The following is a 15,849-nucleotide window of genomic DNA, read 5'->3' as shown; positions in this document are numbered from 1 at the left end:
TTATGCTACGAAAGCTAACCAGTCCTTTTAAGTTACGTGAACGCGGTATCATGGGTATGAACCAGCGTAACCATAGTTACATTGGTCGCTACAATGATCGTTCTAAATACCCGTTGGTTGATGACAAACTTAAAACCAAGATCATCGCAGAAAAAGCTGGCGCAACCACGCCAGCCTTGATTGGCGTTATTCGAAGCCAAGTTGAAGTTAAAACCATCCATGAGATGGTCAAAGACTGGCCAGGATTCGTAATTAAGCCTGCTCAAGGCAGTGGTGGTAAAGGTATCTTGGTGGTCACAGAGCACAAAGATGGGGTCTACACCAAACCATCTGGTTCTACCATTAACAAAGAAGACGTTGAACGCCATATCAGTAACGCGCTAGCGGGACTGTTCTCATTAGGTGGTAAGAACGATGTAGCGGTGGTCGAAAACCTCATCAAGTTTGATGATTGCTTTGAAGGCTTTAGTTACGAAGGGGTTCCTGACGTTCGGATCATCGTATTCCAAGGTTATCCAGTGATGGCGATGATGCGTCTTTCTACATCTGCATCCGACGGCAAGGCCAACCTTCACCAAGGTGCAGTAGGTGTTGGTATCGATATCGCTACCGGTAAAGCGGTTAGAGCGGTTCAGTTTGACCAACCTGTAACTCACCATCCAGACACTGGCAAAGAGCTTGCAACGCTCGCAGTACCTCACTGGGAACGACTCCTCACTCTTGCCTCTAGTGCTTATGAGATGACAGGCCTTGGCTATATGGGTACGGATATGGTGTTAGATAAGGAAGAAGGGCCAATGGTGTTGGAGCTTAATGCTCGTCCTGGTCTTGCGATTCAAATCGCCAATGGAAGTGGCATCTTACCGAGACTGCAGCACATCGAATCGTTAGGCGAACCAAACCCGTTCACCTACCCTTCTCCAGAAGAGCGCGTTGCCTATGCGGCTAAGATGTTTGGGCACGTTAATGGGGTAGAAACGTCATAACTTTTCCTTGATGATGTCTTTTCTGCACTGACTTCTGTCTTCGCTGAATTGTTAAAGTAAAACGCGACCCATTAGGTCGCGTTTTTTGTTATTACCGTTATGTTCAGTTGGAGCAGTTACACCTTGAATTGGCTCATCAACCCTTGTTGCTCGCTAGAAAGCTGGTTAATTTCTTTGCCCACTTTTTCTGAGTCTCCCGCCTTCTCTAAGATTTGAGCACTTAAATCACGAATGTTACTTACGTTTTGATTAACTTCCGCCGATACAGATTGCTGCTCTTCTGCTGCCTTAACAATCTGGCTATTCATATCGTTAATCGCAGAGATAGACTCGAAGATGCTACTCAGTGCTGCCACGGCTTGCTGAACATGCGTCGCCGTAGAATCTGCAAGTTGTGACCCTTCTTGAATCGCGCTCACCACATCGCGAGTTCCCTTCTGGACACGCTCAATAACTTCTTGGATTTCGCCGACCGAATCATGAGTACGACTTGCTAGACTTCTAACCTCATCTGCAACTACCGCGAACCCACGACCTTGCTCCCCTGCTCGCGCTGCTTCAATGGCAGCATTGAGTGCCAGTAAGTTAGTCTGCTCGGAAATGCCTTCAATTACCGCGAGGATCTCTGTGATATTAGTGTTGTTCTTCGCTAGCTCTTCTACCACCGGAACGGTAGCTTTCATCTGTTCAACTAAACGAACCATTTCACTGGCTGACAGTTCAACGACTTCCTGACCTTGGCTAGCGGACTCATTTGCTGAAGCCGCAGCTTGCACCGCAACCTCAGCATTTTGCACCACGAGTGATGCCGTTTGTGTCATCTCTTCTGACGCAGTGGCAACGAGGTCAACTTCTCTAAATTGAGCTTCACTACTCTCTCGTGTCGCAACCGCTGTGGCATTGGCACTTTCAGCTGTACCAGCAATGCGTTCAGTGGTTACGGCAACTTGTTGGATCGTCGTTTGCAATTTTGCTAAAAATGCATTGAACTGCTCTGCAAGCTGACCTATCTCATCGCCCGATTTGACTTCCAAACGCTGCGTTAGGTCCCCCTCTCCACTGGCAATATCCTCTAAGCGAGTAACTACCTCTCTAATTGGCTTAACTAGACGTAGCGACATTAGAGCAATGATGACGAGCCCTACAATGACAAAGCCAGCACCCACTAAGACTTCAAATACAATTCCTTCTTCTAACTGCTTAGAGATAATGCTATCAAGCTCAATAGCATCACTGAGAACGCTGCTACGAGGCATATCAAAGAATACGCCCCATGTCTGATTAGCAATAGTGACTGGATTAAATACCGTTAACCACTGACCATCTGCACTCCATTGAGCGCTAGCTTCTTCTCCAAACATCAGGTCTGTAATCTGCTCTGACGATAAAATGGCACTTTGATAAGGAGAACCAACTTTAATACTCGAATCGTCACTGGCAATTACACTTTCATCGAGGCTGATGATGTTCACGTGTCCACTGCCATTAAAGAGGCTGGCATCTGACTCCATAACGGTATTGGCGAGCTCAGTCAGTTTAAGGTCGATACCTAAAAAACCAATTAACATGTTATCGACTTCAATTGGAATTGATAGCGATGAAGTGAGGTGTTGCTGATCACCAATGGCACTGAGTCGTGGGGTACTGACACACGATGCTTCGGTAGCGAGAGGACAATAGAAGCGTTCCCCATCTTCTAAAGCGTCAAGCTTACGCTTAGTTAGAACCGTGCGGACGGCATTCTCTCCCGTCTCAGTGATTTGCCAATAAGTCGCAAATTGTCCAAGCTCATTAGAACCAACATAGTCGGCTCCCTCATAGTTTGAATCTTCTCCATCAAGCATATTTGGCTTGAAGACTAAGTATGCGCCTTGGATAGAAGGAAACTCGATAACGGCCTGTCGAATCATTTCATCCAGTGCCGTTCGCAGATCCTCACTGGGGACGAAATTTTCTTCTGCGTTATACTTTTGAAACTTAGCGTTGGCGATCAACATTTCCGCACGGTAAATCGCTTCATTGAAATAATCTTTGACTTCTCGTGCGTTAATATCCGCACGAGCTTCAAGTAACGCCTGTGATTTTTCAACCACCGATTCGGAACTGAGTGTCTGAATTGCTTTTTGGCTGTTGATGGCGTTATAGAGTGAAAAGCCTATCAAAGCTATGGAAGTAAATAGCAAGCAACAGCCTGCTAACACCGTGATTTTCCACTGCACGGAAAGAGTTCGCATAGTACATCCTTTTTGCAAACGTGAGCCAGTATGTTTTTTTATCGACGTATTGTCGTTTTTATTTAGCGATTTATTACATCATTTTTACATCTTCACCTCAACTGAAGCGTTGTACGTTCAGGATGCTCAATGCTAGTATTTTGACCCTGATATAAAAATCACAGGATTAGTGAGAAATGAAAGTCATCAGTTTTAATATCAATGGCCTACGCGCTCGACTTCATCAACTTCAAGCTTTGATTGATAAGCACCAGCCAGACGTCATTGGTTTGCAAGAAATCAAAGTTCATAACGATGCCTTCCCAGTAGAAGCGGTAGAGGCTATGGGCTATAAAGTCTATTTCCACGGCCAAAAGGCACACTATGGTGTTGCTATACTTTGCAAGCAGGAGCCTATCTCGGTCCAAAAAGGGTTCCCTACCGACAACGAAGATCATCAAAAACGTATGATCATGGCAACATTCGAAGATGCTAATGGCGACAAAGTGACCGTGTTAAATGGCTACTTCCCTCAAGGGGATAACATTAGCCATGAGACCAAGTTTCCTTATAAAGAAGCTTTCTACAAAGATCTGATGACCTACTTGAATGAGCACCATAGTAATGATGAGAAGCTTATCGTTATGGGTGACATCAATATCAGTCCAATCGACCGAGATATCGGCATCGGTGAACCAAATCGTAAGCGCTGGCTCAAGACTGGTAAGTGTTCCTTCCAACCAATTGAACGTGAGTGGTTACAGACCCTACTCGACTGGGGCTTCGTAGATACATTCCGTCAGCTGCATCCAAACGTCGATGATCAATTCTCATGGTTTGATTACCGCTCTCGCGGTTTCGATGATAATCGCGGCCTACGAATTGACGTGGTATTGGCTACGAAGAGTCTTGCTGAAACGTGTTCAGAAGCAGGTATTGATTACGAACTACGTGGCATTGAGAAGCCATCTGATCACGCGCCAATTTGGTCTGTGTTTGGCTAAACCAAGCTCTGGTTTGCGCTAATATAACGTCATTCCTGCCTAGAACAGGAATCTGCCCAAAGCGTAGTGCAAAAACAAAATCCCCGATCATCACTTTCGTAACAATCGGGGATCATAATTCTAATTATTCTTTCTTAAGGAATAACTACATCACTGTGACTCAAGTGGTCTCATATACGCTAGGAATCGCTTCTCTGCTTTCTTAAATACCCAAAGAATAATGAAGGTCAGTCCCATATAGAACAAACCTGCGGTCAGGAATGATTCAAATGGCGCATAGTAACGAGAGTTCACTAAGCGAGCAGCACCGGTCAAATCCATAATAGTGACGATACCAGCTACCGCCGAACCGTGAAGCATGAAGATAACTTCGTTACTGTACGCGGGTAAGGCTCTGCGTAATGCGCTTGGCAAAATAATGCGACGATAAGTCTTCCAAGGACTCATTCCATAAGCTTTTGCAGCTTCGACTTCACCTTTTGGTAAGCCATTTATCGCACCGCGGATAATTTCTGCCGTATACGCTGATGTGTTAAGTACAAACGCGACTAACGCACAGAACCATGCGTTTTCCCACAACGTATCTTTGACTGGGAAGAATTGGTCCATGCCGTAGTAAATCAAATAAAGTTGAACCAACAGTGGCGTACCACGGAAGAAATAGATAAAACCCCACGATGGTAAACTGAATAAATAATTTGTGCTGTTTCTAGCTACCGCTAAAGGTATTGCCACACACAAACCAATCACAAGGGCTAGCGACACCAACCATGCGGTAGTCCAAAGGCCGTCCAGATAGACTGGGAAACTTTCTACTATCAATGAAAAGTCCATATCTACCTCACATGAATACTAAATTTACGCTCCACCAGCTTTAAGAAACCGGTTGAGATGCTGGTGAACAGTAAGAAGATAATCGCCACCGACATATAGAAGGTAAATGGCATCTTGGTTGAACCCGCCGCTAATGAACTCACGCGTACCATGTCTTCTAGTCCAATGATGGAGACTAGTGCAGTTGTCTTAAGAAGTACCAGCCAGTTATTGCCAAACCCCGGTAGAGCATGTCGAATCATTTGGGGTAGAAGTATACGTCTAAATGCTAAGACAGAGCTCATGCCATAGGCCTTCGCTGCTTCCATTTCACCTTTATCAACGGCCATGATTGCACCGCGGAAAGTTTCGGCCATGTAAGCACCAAAGATAAATCCGATAGTTAATACCCCTGCAACGAATGGAGATACATCAATATAGTCAGGTAAGTATGAAGTCCACTCATGATTCGGGTCACTGGACATAAACCAGTTGTTGAGCCATTCGTTGACGGCGTACAAACTGTTATTGAGCAGTATTTGTCCGCCAAAGAAGATTAGCATCATCAAAACGAGATCTGGGATGCCTCGAATAATGGTAGTGTAAAGTGTCGCTATCGCACGTGCCCACTTATAGGGAGCAAGCTTAGCGAGCGCGCCTAACATACCTAAGAGCATAGCAAGCAATAGCGAAAGTATTGCCACTTCTATGGTCAGTACGGCCCCTTTTAATATTGAGGCTTCATATCCTTGTAAATCGAGCATAGTTCCTTCCAACAGCACAGCAAATTTGTTGGTAAGTCATACTAAAAAACAACTGTGACACGCTTTTTAGTAAAAGGGCCTGAGACTAGCTCAAGCCCTTATCGTTATTTAAGCTAAGTGATTAGTCGCCGTATACATCGTAGTTGAAGTATTTAGCTGCAATCTCTTGATACTTACCTTTCTCACGTAGAGATTTGATAGCCGCATCAAGTTGCTTAGTTAAGTCTTTGTCTTGTTTACGAACTGCGATACCCATACCTTCACCAAACCACTTAGGATCTGTCAAAGAAGGGCCAACGAACTCGTACGCGTCACCGCCATCTTTATTGATTACACCTTCTTCAAGTGCTGATGCATCACCAAGAACAGCAACGATACGACCGTTTGCTAGATCTAAGTATGCTTCATCGAAAGAGCCGTAACGAACGATTTCCACTTGGTCACCGTAGTTATCTGTTAGGTACTTGTCGTGCGTAGTTGCACGCTGTACACCAATTTTCGCACCATTTAGGTTATCAAAGTCCAAGCCAGCGCCTTTCTTAGCGATAAACTTGTTAGGGATTTGTGCGTATTTACCAGTAAAGTCAACTTTCTTCTTACGCTCTTCCGTGATAGACATTGCTGCGATAATTGCGTCATATTTACGCGCCAATAGTGAAGGAATGATGCCATCCCAATCTTGAGGGACGATCACACACTTCGCCTTAAGCTCTTCACATAATGCGTTTGCCATATCAACGTCAAAACCTTTTAGTGAACCGTCAGCTTCAGTCCAGCTAAATGGAGGGTAAGCACCTTCAATACCGAAGCGCACAGTTTTCCATTCCTTAGCTTGTGCTACTCCAGTTGCTGCCGTTGCAGCAAGTGCTGCTACCATTAACCACTTTTTCATTTCCATACTCCTGTGATTGAGATTTTTGTTATTAATGTTGTGTTTGTTTGATTGTTCTCGGAACCTAGGTTCCGACATGCCACCCTCTATATTAGTAGATGGATGAGATAAATTGTTGTAAACGTTCAGATTCAGGGTTAGTGAACAGTTTGGCAGGATCACCCTGCTCTTCAACTAGACCTTGGTGTAAGAACATCACATGATTTGAAACGTCACGGGCAAACGCCATCTCGTGAGTCACTACCAACATGGTGCGACCTTCTTCCGCGAGATCTTGCATTACACCCAGAACTTCACCTACCAGTTCTGGGTCCAAAGCAGACGTTGGCTCATCGAAAAGCATAACTTCAGGTTCAACTGCCAGTGCGCGAGCGATAGCAGCACGCTGCTGCTGACCACCAGAAAGGTGCCCTGGGTAATAATCTTTACGCTCATACAAGCCTACTTTTTTAAGAAGCAGTTCTGCATTTTCAATAGCTTGAGCTTTCGGCACGCCCAGAACATGAACGGGTGCTTCAATAATATTTTCCAGCACCGTCATATGAGACCACAAGTTGAAACCTTGAAATACCATAGCCAAGCGAGAACGGATTCGCTGAACTTGTTTTTCATTGGCAGGAAGAGACTCACCCGAACGATTGCGCTTCATTTCGATTAACTCACCGTTAACCCAAATTTCGCCCTCTGTGGGTGTTTCAAGAAGGTTGATACAACGAAGAAATGTACTTTTTCCAGAACCAGATGAGCCAATAATCGAGATGACATCACCTTTGTGTGCAGAAAGGGAAATCCCCTTTAAAACTTCATTTTGACCAAAGGTCTTGTGCAGTTCTTTTATGTCCAGCGCTGGTACATCATTCATGCGCTTGTGCTCCCTGTATATTATTGACTGCTATGCCTATTATTAGAGGCGAAAGGTACTCCGACCTTTTATTCGTTCGATACAAGCTAGCACTACAATGTACAGTTTGCAACAAACTATTAACCTGTTTTTATTCTTAACACAGCGATTGTATCTGACGATTTATGCAATTTAAAGAGTTTATAACTTATAATTGTGAATAATCTTTACTGAATGCTGCACATTTAGTCATTGGTGATTTTTTATTCTCCATGTGAATTTATTGCACAAATGTTACACAAAACAATCATAATTTAGCCCTTATCTCTGCCATACATCAAAATATCGGAATATAAGTCTGCCTAATGACGCATTAGCTAAGATAATGAGCTAGTTGAGTGTTTTGATAGTTAGATCAAAATACTGAGCACAAGCACTGGTATTGATTACTCTTGGCTTACTTCGCCCTCCACAGCCCCTAATGGTTGTTTTATAAGCAAACCCACTTCGTCAACATCTGAGTTTCGTCACCACAATCAAATAAACTTCGTCAATCTCACTGCCGACTCCGTTAACTGGGGGAGCAGCCAATACTTATTGATAAAAATGATGTTGTTCATAAAATTTTCATATTGAAAGTCGCTTACGCTCACTGTTAATAAAGTGCGCTGATTCAAACAACTGTTGTAGTTTTCTTTCACATTTTTTCTTAAAGTGATCAAGATCAATCAAGGTCTTAGTGTTGCTTGTTAGACTCGGCTCCATTGATATAGCACGAATTATTCACCCCATTTTTAGGAATCTCGTCTATTCTTAGCACGTCGTTAACGTGCAGCAGCCTAGCCAAGTCGGTGTGAACCAGTTCGTTTATCAAGCCAAACGACTAACTTTTTATATATATGAGGAATCTATGTCAGACGCAGTTAACAAAGCGCATTCTGATTCGGATATCGAGACTAAGAGCTATCAAGAGCTTCACCGTCCGGCATCTGAGTTTGCCAGCCGCTCTGAATACCTAGACCACGAACTTCAAATCATGAAACCGCGCCGCTTTGGTTTAAACCTACCAGGCCGTGACTTCCGCTTTGAACTAGAAGATTTAGTACCTGCTCTTGCTGGTACCATCGGCATTATTGCAATGTACTCTGCAGTAATGATGTCATGGGCTGACGGTCTAACCGCTGCTTGGGATCACGTAAACCTTGGGAAAGAGTTTGCGATCGAAGTTGCACGTGTAGAAATGCTAATCCCAGCACTTCTTTTCTGTGTTCTTGCATCAGGTTTCATCAACCCAAGAGCTAACCTTGCTGGTAACCACGGTCCGATGATCCCACTTATCGGTTCTATCGCGCTTGCTGGTGCTCACCCTCTTGCTCTTGCAATCCTTCTTGGTGTGTTCGGCCTATTGCTAAGTTACTTCAAAGGTGGCTCAAAGCTTGTAAACCTCACCTCCCAAGGCACGGCGGGGGGCTTATTAATCTTCCTCGGCTTCACCGGTACGATGAGCCAAATCGGTTCCATTCAAGAATGGGCAGTAGGTCTGCAATCTGCGAGTGTTGAAGCAGGCAGCATGGGTTATGTTGGCTTGGTCGTACTGGGCATCAACATCGCTGTGTACGCCTACCTCGCTAAGATCAACATGCGTTGGCTTGCTATTCCGGTTTGTGCAGTTACGGGTCTTCTACTAGCCCTTGGTCTAGGTGCTGGTTTCGACTTAACGTTCGAAACTGAAATGGGTCTTCCTAACCTAAATCCAGTTTACTGGTGGGGCAGTACAGAAGAAGGTTGGATGCTAGGTCTTCCAAACCTACAACACTTTATTGCTTCTCTACCATTTGCGATTCTAGCGGTTGCGATGTGGTCACCTGACTTCCTTGGTCACCGTATTTTCCAAGAACTTAACTACCCACGTAAGACTGAAAAAGTACTCATGGATGTAGATGACACAATGACTATGTGTTCTATCCGTCAAATGGTAGGTACTGCGGTTGGTGGTGGTAACATCACTTCTTCTTGGGGTACTTACATGATCCCAGCTGCGATCGCTAAGCGTCCAATTCCAGCAGGTGCGATTCTACTTGGTTCTCTATGTATCATTGTTGCTATTCTTGGTTTCCCAATGGACGTAGCAGTATGGCCTCCAGTAATGCGCGTTGCGCTACTAGTGGGTGTATTCCTTCCTCTACTTGAAGCTGGTATGCAGATGGTAAAAGAGACTAAGGATTCACAAGCGGCAGGTATCTGTATCTTTGCATCAGTCGTTGCTAACCCAGTGTTGGCATGGGCGCTAACCATGTTCCTAGATAATAATGGTCTAATTGGTGACAAAGAACGTGCTTCTCGTCTATCTTTTGTAGATAAGATTGTCATCCCTGTGGGTGTGTTCGTTATCTGCTTAGTAGCGATGCTAGCTGTAGGTATGCTAGAAGGCCAGTACGGCATTCCAGCTTTCCTATAATATCTAGTTGATTATTTGGGCAGTGACATTCACTGCCCATATTTTTATCAAACTTTTTTAACTTTTATTGATTTAGTTTAAGTTTTACAAATTATTTTTAGTGTAAGCTTGATTTTAACGTAGGGAATGACAATATCTATATCCATACTAACCCTAAGTGGTTATAGATATTTTTATTCAAGTGTACTGGTTCATCCTCCGGTGAACATGCGTAAAAGCGTACAGTACGTGTTTTTTCTACTAAAAAGGTAGGTATGTCATGGCAGAGCAATTTGCTAAAGCTTGGGAAGGTTTTGCAGCAGGTGAGTGGCAAAACGAAGTTAACGTTCGTGATTTCATCCAAAAGAACTACACTCCATACGAGGGTGACGAGTCTTTCCTAGTTTCTGAAGGTACTGAAGCAACTAACAAGCTTTGGGCTAAGGTAATGGAAGGTATCAAACTAGAAAACTCAACTCACGCACCAGTTGATTTTGATACTTCAGTTATCTCTACCATCACTGCTCACGATGCAGGTTACATCGAAAAAGATCTTGAAACTATCGTAGGTCTTCAAACTGAAGCGCCGCTTAAGCGTGCAATCATCCCTAACGGTGGTATCCGTATGGTTGAAGGTTCATGCAAAGCGTACAACCGCGAACTAGACCCACAAGTTAAGAAAATCTTCACTGAATATCGTAAAACTCACAACGCTGGTGTTTTCGATATCTACACTCCAGACATCATGAAATGCCGTAAGTCAGGCGTTCTAACTGGTCTTCCAGATGCATACGGTCGTGGTCGTATCATCGGTGATTACCGTCGTGTGGCTCTTTACGGTATTGACCGTCTAATGCAAGACAAGCTAGCTCAATTCGCTTCTCTACAAGAGCGTTTCGAGAACGGCGAAGATCTTCAAATGACTATGCAGCTTCGCGAAGAAATCGCAGAGCAACACCGTGCACTTGGCCAAATGAAAGTTATGGCTGAGAAATACGGTTGCGACATCTCTCGCCCAGCTGAAACAGCTCAAGAAGCTATTCAGTGGACTTACTTCGGCTACCTAGCTGCTGTTAAGTCTCAAAACGGTGCTGCAATGTCTCTAGGTCGTACTTCTACTTTCCTAGATATCTACATTGAGCGTGACATCGCTGAAGGTAAGATTACTGAAGTTGAAGCTCAGGAAATGATCGACCACTTCGTAATGAAGCTACGTATGGTTCGTTTCCTACGTACTCCTGAGTACGATGATCTGTTCTCTGGTGACCCAATCTGGGCAACTGAGTCTATGGGTGGTATGGGTCTTGACGGTCGTACGCTTGTTACGCGTTCAAACTTCCGTTTCCTAAACTCTCTATACACTATGGGTCCTTCTCCAGAGCCAAACATCACTGTACTTTGGTCTGAGCAGCTACCTGAAGGCTTCAAGAAGTTCTGTGCAAAAGTATCTATCGATACTTCTTCTATCCAGTACGAGAACGATGACCTAATGCGTCCAGACTTCGAGTCTGATGACTATGCAATCGCATGTTGTGTATCTCCAATGGTTATTGGTAAGCACATGCAATTCTTCGGCGCTCGTGCGAACCTAGCTAAGACTCTTCTATACGTTATCAACGGCGGTGTGGACGAGAAGCTTAAGATTCAAGTTGGCCCAGAAATGCCTAAGATCACTGACGAAGTTCTAGACTTCGACGATGTATGGGGCAAACTAGACCACTTCATGGATTGGCTAGCTAAGCAGTACGTAACTGCACTAAACAGCATCCACTTCATGCACGACAAGTACAGCTACGAAGCTGCACTAATGGCTCTACACGACCGTGACGTTCGTCGTACTATGGCTTGTGGTATCGCTGGTCTTTCTGTTGCTGCTGACTCTCTAGCTGCTATCAAGTACGCTAAAGTTAAGCCAGTACGTGACGAAGACGGTGTTGCAATCGACTTCGAAATCGAAGGCGACTATCCTAAGTTCGGTAACAACGATGCTCGCGTAGATGACATTGCTTGTGAACTAGTAGAAGTATTCATGAACAAGATCCGTTCACTGAAAACTTACCGCGACGCTGTGCCTACTCAGTCTATCCTAACTATCACTTCTAACGTGGTATATGGTAAGAAAACTGGTAACACTCCAGATGGTCGTCGCGCAGGCGCTCCTTTCGCACCAGGTGCTAACCCAATGCACGGCCGTGACGAGAAAGGTGCTGTAGCTTCACTTACTTCTGTAGGTAAACTACCGTTTGCACACGCTAAAGATGGTATCTCTTATACTTTCTCTATCGTTCCAAACGCTCTAGGTAAAGAAGAAGACAGCCAACGCGCTAACCTTGCCGGTCTGATGGATGGTTACTTCCACCACGAAGCTGGCATTGAGGGTGGTCAACACCTGAACGTGAACGTTCTTAACCGTGAAACTCTAGAAGACGCTGTTAAGCACCCTGAGAAATACCCTCAGCTAACAATCCGTGTATCTGGTTACGCTGTTCGCTTCAACTCTCTAACTGCAGAGCAACAAGCTGACGTAATCGCACGTACGTTCACTGAATCTCTATAATCTGAGATTATACTGATTGAGATAAAAACCTCGCTTCGGCGAGGTTTTTTTTATTTCTATCTATTTTTAATTTCTGCCTAATTTTGATTCCTATCTACAAAAAAGTACTTAGTTCTCACTGGTTAAGGATTGTTTACAATTTCGCTACGATAGAGATACTTTTTCATCTATAGATCACTGACTAACCTTTTTCTTTCGTGTCACACTCAACTTAATAATAAAACATCTCTACTAGCCGTATTTGAAGAGAGTGACACATATGAAAGCAGCCGCCATTTTACCTTTGATTTTTGTCAGCAGTGTTGTCTTAGCCTCTGAGCGCTCTACCGTCTCATTTTCACTCGATAATGACGGTATCTTTGGCACAGACGAAGACTATACCAACGGTATTTTTCTTTCTTATACCAGCAGCGCCATCACCCCTTGGGCTTTATTCAAACCGCTTAGTCTGTCTTATTGGGGAAGCGCTTCTCTTGATAAGTTTGAATTTCAGCTTGGACATAAGATGTGGACCCCTTCGGATATTGAAGCCACTGTACCTCTGGCTAATGACCGCCCCTATGCAGGTTATTTCCATGGCGAATTGAATTACATTAGTTTGCACCCTCAACAGGCACAGCGTTTCAATCTCACTTTAGGTAGCACTGGTGAAGGGTCATTTGCCGATAAAGCGCAGCAGTTGGTGCACTCGATTGTGGGCTCAGCAGACCCAAAAGGCTGGGAATATCAGATTGAGGATCAAGTCGCAGGCAGTATTGGTTACTTAACTCATCTAAATTGGAAACGCGAGCCACTTTTTGGCAATACCGGATGGGAAGTCTCAAACGTCACCGAAGCAAACCTAGGGAATTTTAGAAGTGATGTTTCCACGGGGATGATGTTTCGCTTTGGTTCAGAACTTGGAGGTAACTTCGGTTCTGCAAACATCAGTACAGAAAACCCGTTTAAGGCCGGGATGATCGGCGCCTCTAATAAGGGCTGGTTTACTTATTTTGGCTTAAAAGCTCGCTACCGATTTAATGATCTTACTATTCAAGGAGAGAGACCCGGAATACCAGAGCCAAGTGATGCTTACGACGTCACTTTACAGCCGTGGCAAGGTGAGGCAGTTCTTGGTGTGACGTGGTATAACGCCTATGTTGGTATTAGTGCCTTTGCCGGTTCTAAGTCCGCAGAATATAAAGAAGCGTCAAAGTCTATCTATGGCAATGGAGGAATTTCGCTTTTTGCTTTCTTCTAAAATGAAATAGGCACCTTCCTAGGTGCCTATTTCATCGACATATTCCTTTACCGTAGCGTTTATTATACCGTCTTAAATCTCTCACATTCTTGATAGAGCTCCGTAGAACGCTTATCTACCCCATCACTGGTTTCTTTCAAACTCTGACTACTCGCCTCAAGTTCACCCATAGAGTCACTGATTTGCGCCATGTTGTTGGCCATCGATTGCGAAGTTGTCGCTAGTTCCTTAACAGAGGCAAAAATCACTTCAGTTTGAGAACTAGCTTCTTGTGCCTTATTCATGATCTCTTCAAGTGCGGTTTTCGCTTGATTCCCTTGCTCTCGACCAGACTGCATGGACCTGTCAGATTGAGCAATAAACTGAATAACTTGCGTGCTTTCCTGTTTCATTGTGTCTATCGTACCAGAGATTTCCTCTACCGCTTGTACTGTCCTTACTGCGAGACTTCGCACTTCATCTGCCACCACAGCAAAACCTCGACCTTGCTCTCCTGCCCTCGCCGCTTCAATCGCGGCATTCAGTGCCAATAAGTTGGTTTGCTCAGCAATACCATTAATGATTTCCATCACTGAGTCTATCTTTTGGGAAGCTTGCTCCAGCTGTTCGATATGGGTAGCGGCTTCTTCCAGAATAGTGCCAACTTGTTCAAAAGCAGCGATGGTATCTACAATAACTTCACCACCCGCTTGCGCAGACTCTGCTGAGGTTTTACTAATGGTTGCCACATACTCTAAAGAACCAGAAATTTCTTGTGTGGTAACACTCACCTCTTCAGTCGCGGACGCCAATAACTGCGTTTGTTCAATAACTTGACTTTGGTGCTGTCTTAGTTGATTGATTCCGCTGTCTAGCTCACCAGAACTGTTCGATAGTTGCTGACTGTTGGTTTTCACACCGTCAACCAAAGTCCCTAAGTTTTCGCAACTCACATTGATGGCTTGCTTAAGTTGGTTGAACTCATCACGATGATTGTTACTCACGGCAAGACGCGTCGAAAGATCACCTTGTTCTATTAGTTTAAGTGCCGACAGTGTTTGCTTTAACGAGCGAGCCAGAGAGACATTTAATGTGAGGAAGATAGCTGTAGTAAATAGCGCTAATAAAGCACAAGCTATACCGACGGAAGCCTTAGTCATGCTCGATACATCGGCGGCTTGATTACCTAGTGAAAGTGCTTGTTGATTCAGTGCTAGAGCGGCTTTATCAAAGGCCTCTAAAGTAATCGCCTGAGCTTGGTCTAACTTCTTCTCTAAACCAACTAAAGTACCTGACAGCTCAACCACTCGCGCGAAGCCGAGTTCCAATGCTTTGACTTCATTCTCATAAAGCTCCAACATGGCATAGGTATTTGATGCATTAACAAATCCTGCAAGAGCTCGCTTAAAGCCTTTTTCGTTTTGTTCGTTGGGCTGAATTAAGTATTCCTGCAAACTGGTCACTACTTTCTGAAAATCTGAAGTCAGCGTCACCATACCTGTTTCTTTGATAGCGGCATCGATCTTGGCGTTATTCTGCTGTAGCTGCTGTAGCAATCCGTCATTCACGGAGAAACCCAACTCTGATTTGATGGTCAGCCAAGGGCTCAAATTAAAGATAAACGACTCTAACGTATTGGAAACATTATCACTCTCAGTAGTCAAACCGGCTTGCTTTAAGAACGCTAGGTCTTGCTCCGCACTGGTTTCCAATCGGTCCATGCTATCTTCAAACGCATCCATGCCACCAGCTACTAATGTGGTTCGTCGATTAACGGTATCCATCAGCAACACTTGAGTAGAGGCTAAGTGTGCGCTGGCTCGCTCCATTTCACTACTGCTGGTGAATTTCTCGCTTAAACTGGAAAGTGAGTTAAAAATAAAAAACACCAAAATGATGAACCCTGACCAAAGAGTGAGCATCGAAAAGGCAGTTTTTTGTTTTTGTGATAAGGCTACTTCCATGTATTTCCCCTTGTGACGATAAGCATGTCGGTCTCCTGACCGATATTATCTGCAACAGACGCAACCAGTTGATACTGGTTTAAAGTAAGCAAACTAGCAATCTATGTACCATGTATTAATAATATAATTAACAACGCTATAACATTATTTCACTATGGG

Annotated in this window: 11 protein-coding genes; 5 read left to right on the top strand and 6 right to left on the bottom strand. The window is 44.3% G+C overall.

What is annotated here, in order from left to right:
- Nucleotides 1-2: 2 nt before the first annotated feature.
- Nucleotides 3-986 (top strand): alpha-L-glutamate ligase-like protein, encoded by a 984-nt coding sequence (locus JKJ11_RS05735; RefSeq protein ID WP_252038864.1) that lies wholly within the window; start codon nucleotides 3-5, stop codon nucleotides 984-986.
- A gap of 116 nt (nucleotides 987-1,102) precedes the next feature.
- Here JKJ11_RS05735 and JKJ11_RS05730 read toward each other — a convergent pair whose 3' ends face one another.
- Nucleotides 1,103-3,220, bottom strand: a complete 2,118-nt coding sequence (locus JKJ11_RS05730) for a methyl-accepting chemotaxis protein (RefSeq protein WP_252038863.1) — start codon at nucleotides 3,218-3,220, stop codon at nucleotides 1,103-1,105.
- A gap of 176 nt (nucleotides 3,221-3,396) precedes the next feature.
- Here JKJ11_RS05730 and xthA point away from each other — a divergent pair, with 176 nt between their 5' ends.
- Nucleotides 3,397-4,203: an exodeoxyribonuclease III gene (xthA, locus tag JKJ11_RS05725; RefSeq protein ID WP_252038862.1), complete on the top strand. Its 807-nt coding sequence runs from the start codon at nucleotides 3,397-3,399 to the stop codon at nucleotides 4,201-4,203.
- Nucleotides 4,204-4,353: 150 nt separating this feature from the next.
- Here the strand turns inward: xthA and JKJ11_RS05720 are convergent, their stop codons facing one another.
- From JKJ11_RS05720 to JKJ11_RS05705, 4 genes are all read right to left on the bottom strand, one after another.
- Nucleotides 4,354-5,037, bottom strand: a complete 684-nt coding sequence (locus tag JKJ11_RS05720) for an ABC transporter permease (RefSeq protein ID WP_006075030.1) — start codon at nucleotides 5,035-5,037, stop codon at nucleotides 4,354-4,356.
- Nucleotides 5,038-5,039: 2 nt separating this feature from the next.
- Nucleotides 5,040-5,780, bottom strand: coding sequence for an ABC transporter permease (locus tag JKJ11_RS05715; RefSeq protein WP_038230091.1), 741 nt, complete (start codon nucleotides 5,778-5,780; stop codon nucleotides 5,040-5,042).
- Nucleotides 5,781-5,901: 121 nt separating this feature from the next.
- Nucleotides 5,902-6,672, bottom strand: a complete 771-nt coding sequence (aotJ, locus tag JKJ11_RS05710) for an L-arginine-binding protein AotJ (protein WP_031494603.1) — start codon at nucleotides 6,670-6,672, stop codon at nucleotides 5,902-5,904.
- Nucleotides 6,673-6,763: 91 nt separating this feature from the next.
- Nucleotides 6,764-7,534 carry an ABC transporter ATP-binding protein gene (locus JKJ11_RS05705; RefSeq protein WP_006075027.1) on the bottom strand — a complete coding sequence of 257 codons (771 nt, stop codon included), beginning with the start codon at nucleotides 7,532-7,534 and terminating at the stop codon, nucleotides 6,764-6,766.
- 889 nt (nucleotides 7,535-8,423) lie between these two features.
- Here JKJ11_RS05705 and JKJ11_RS05700 point away from each other — a divergent pair.
- The 3 genes from JKJ11_RS05700 (at nucleotide 8,424) to JKJ11_RS05690 (ending at nucleotide 13,747) form a co-directional block, all read left to right on the top strand.
- The gene (locus JKJ11_RS05700; protein WP_031494604.1) at nucleotides 8,424-9,971 is read left to right on the top strand and encodes a DUF3360 family protein; all 1,548 of its coding nucleotides are present in this window, start codon (nucleotides 8,424-8,426) and stop codon (nucleotides 9,969-9,971) included.
- Nucleotides 9,972-10,230: 259 nt separating this feature from the next.
- Complete coding sequence (pflB, locus tag JKJ11_RS05695) at nucleotides 10,231-12,507, top strand: formate C-acetyltransferase (protein ID WP_124940904.1); 2,277 nt, start codon at nucleotides 10,231-10,233, stop codon at nucleotides 12,505-12,507.
- Between the two features lie 259 nt (nucleotides 12,508-12,766).
- A complete protein-coding gene (locus JKJ11_RS05690; RefSeq protein WP_006074145.1) occupies nucleotides 12,767-13,747 on the top strand; it encodes a lipid A deacylase LpxR family protein in 981 nt (326 codons plus the stop codon).
- A gap of 62 nt (nucleotides 13,748-13,809) precedes the next feature.
- Here JKJ11_RS05690 and JKJ11_RS05685 read toward each other — a convergent pair whose 3' ends face one another.
- Entirely contained in the window at nucleotides 13,810-15,690 is a 1,881-nt protein-coding gene (locus tag JKJ11_RS05685; RefSeq protein ID WP_252038861.1) for a methyl-accepting chemotaxis protein, read from the bottom strand.
- Between the last annotated feature and the right edge of the window lie 159 nt (nucleotides 15,691-15,849).

It is taken from the genome of Vibrio sp. SCSIO 43133, assembly GCF_023716845.1.
Taxonomy (GTDB): Bacteria; Pseudomonadota; Gammaproteobacteria; order Enterobacterales; family Vibrionaceae; genus Vibrio; species Vibrio mediterranei.
Note: the sequence above shows the minus strand (reverse complement) of the source record. Positions and strands in the feature narration are given on the sequence as shown.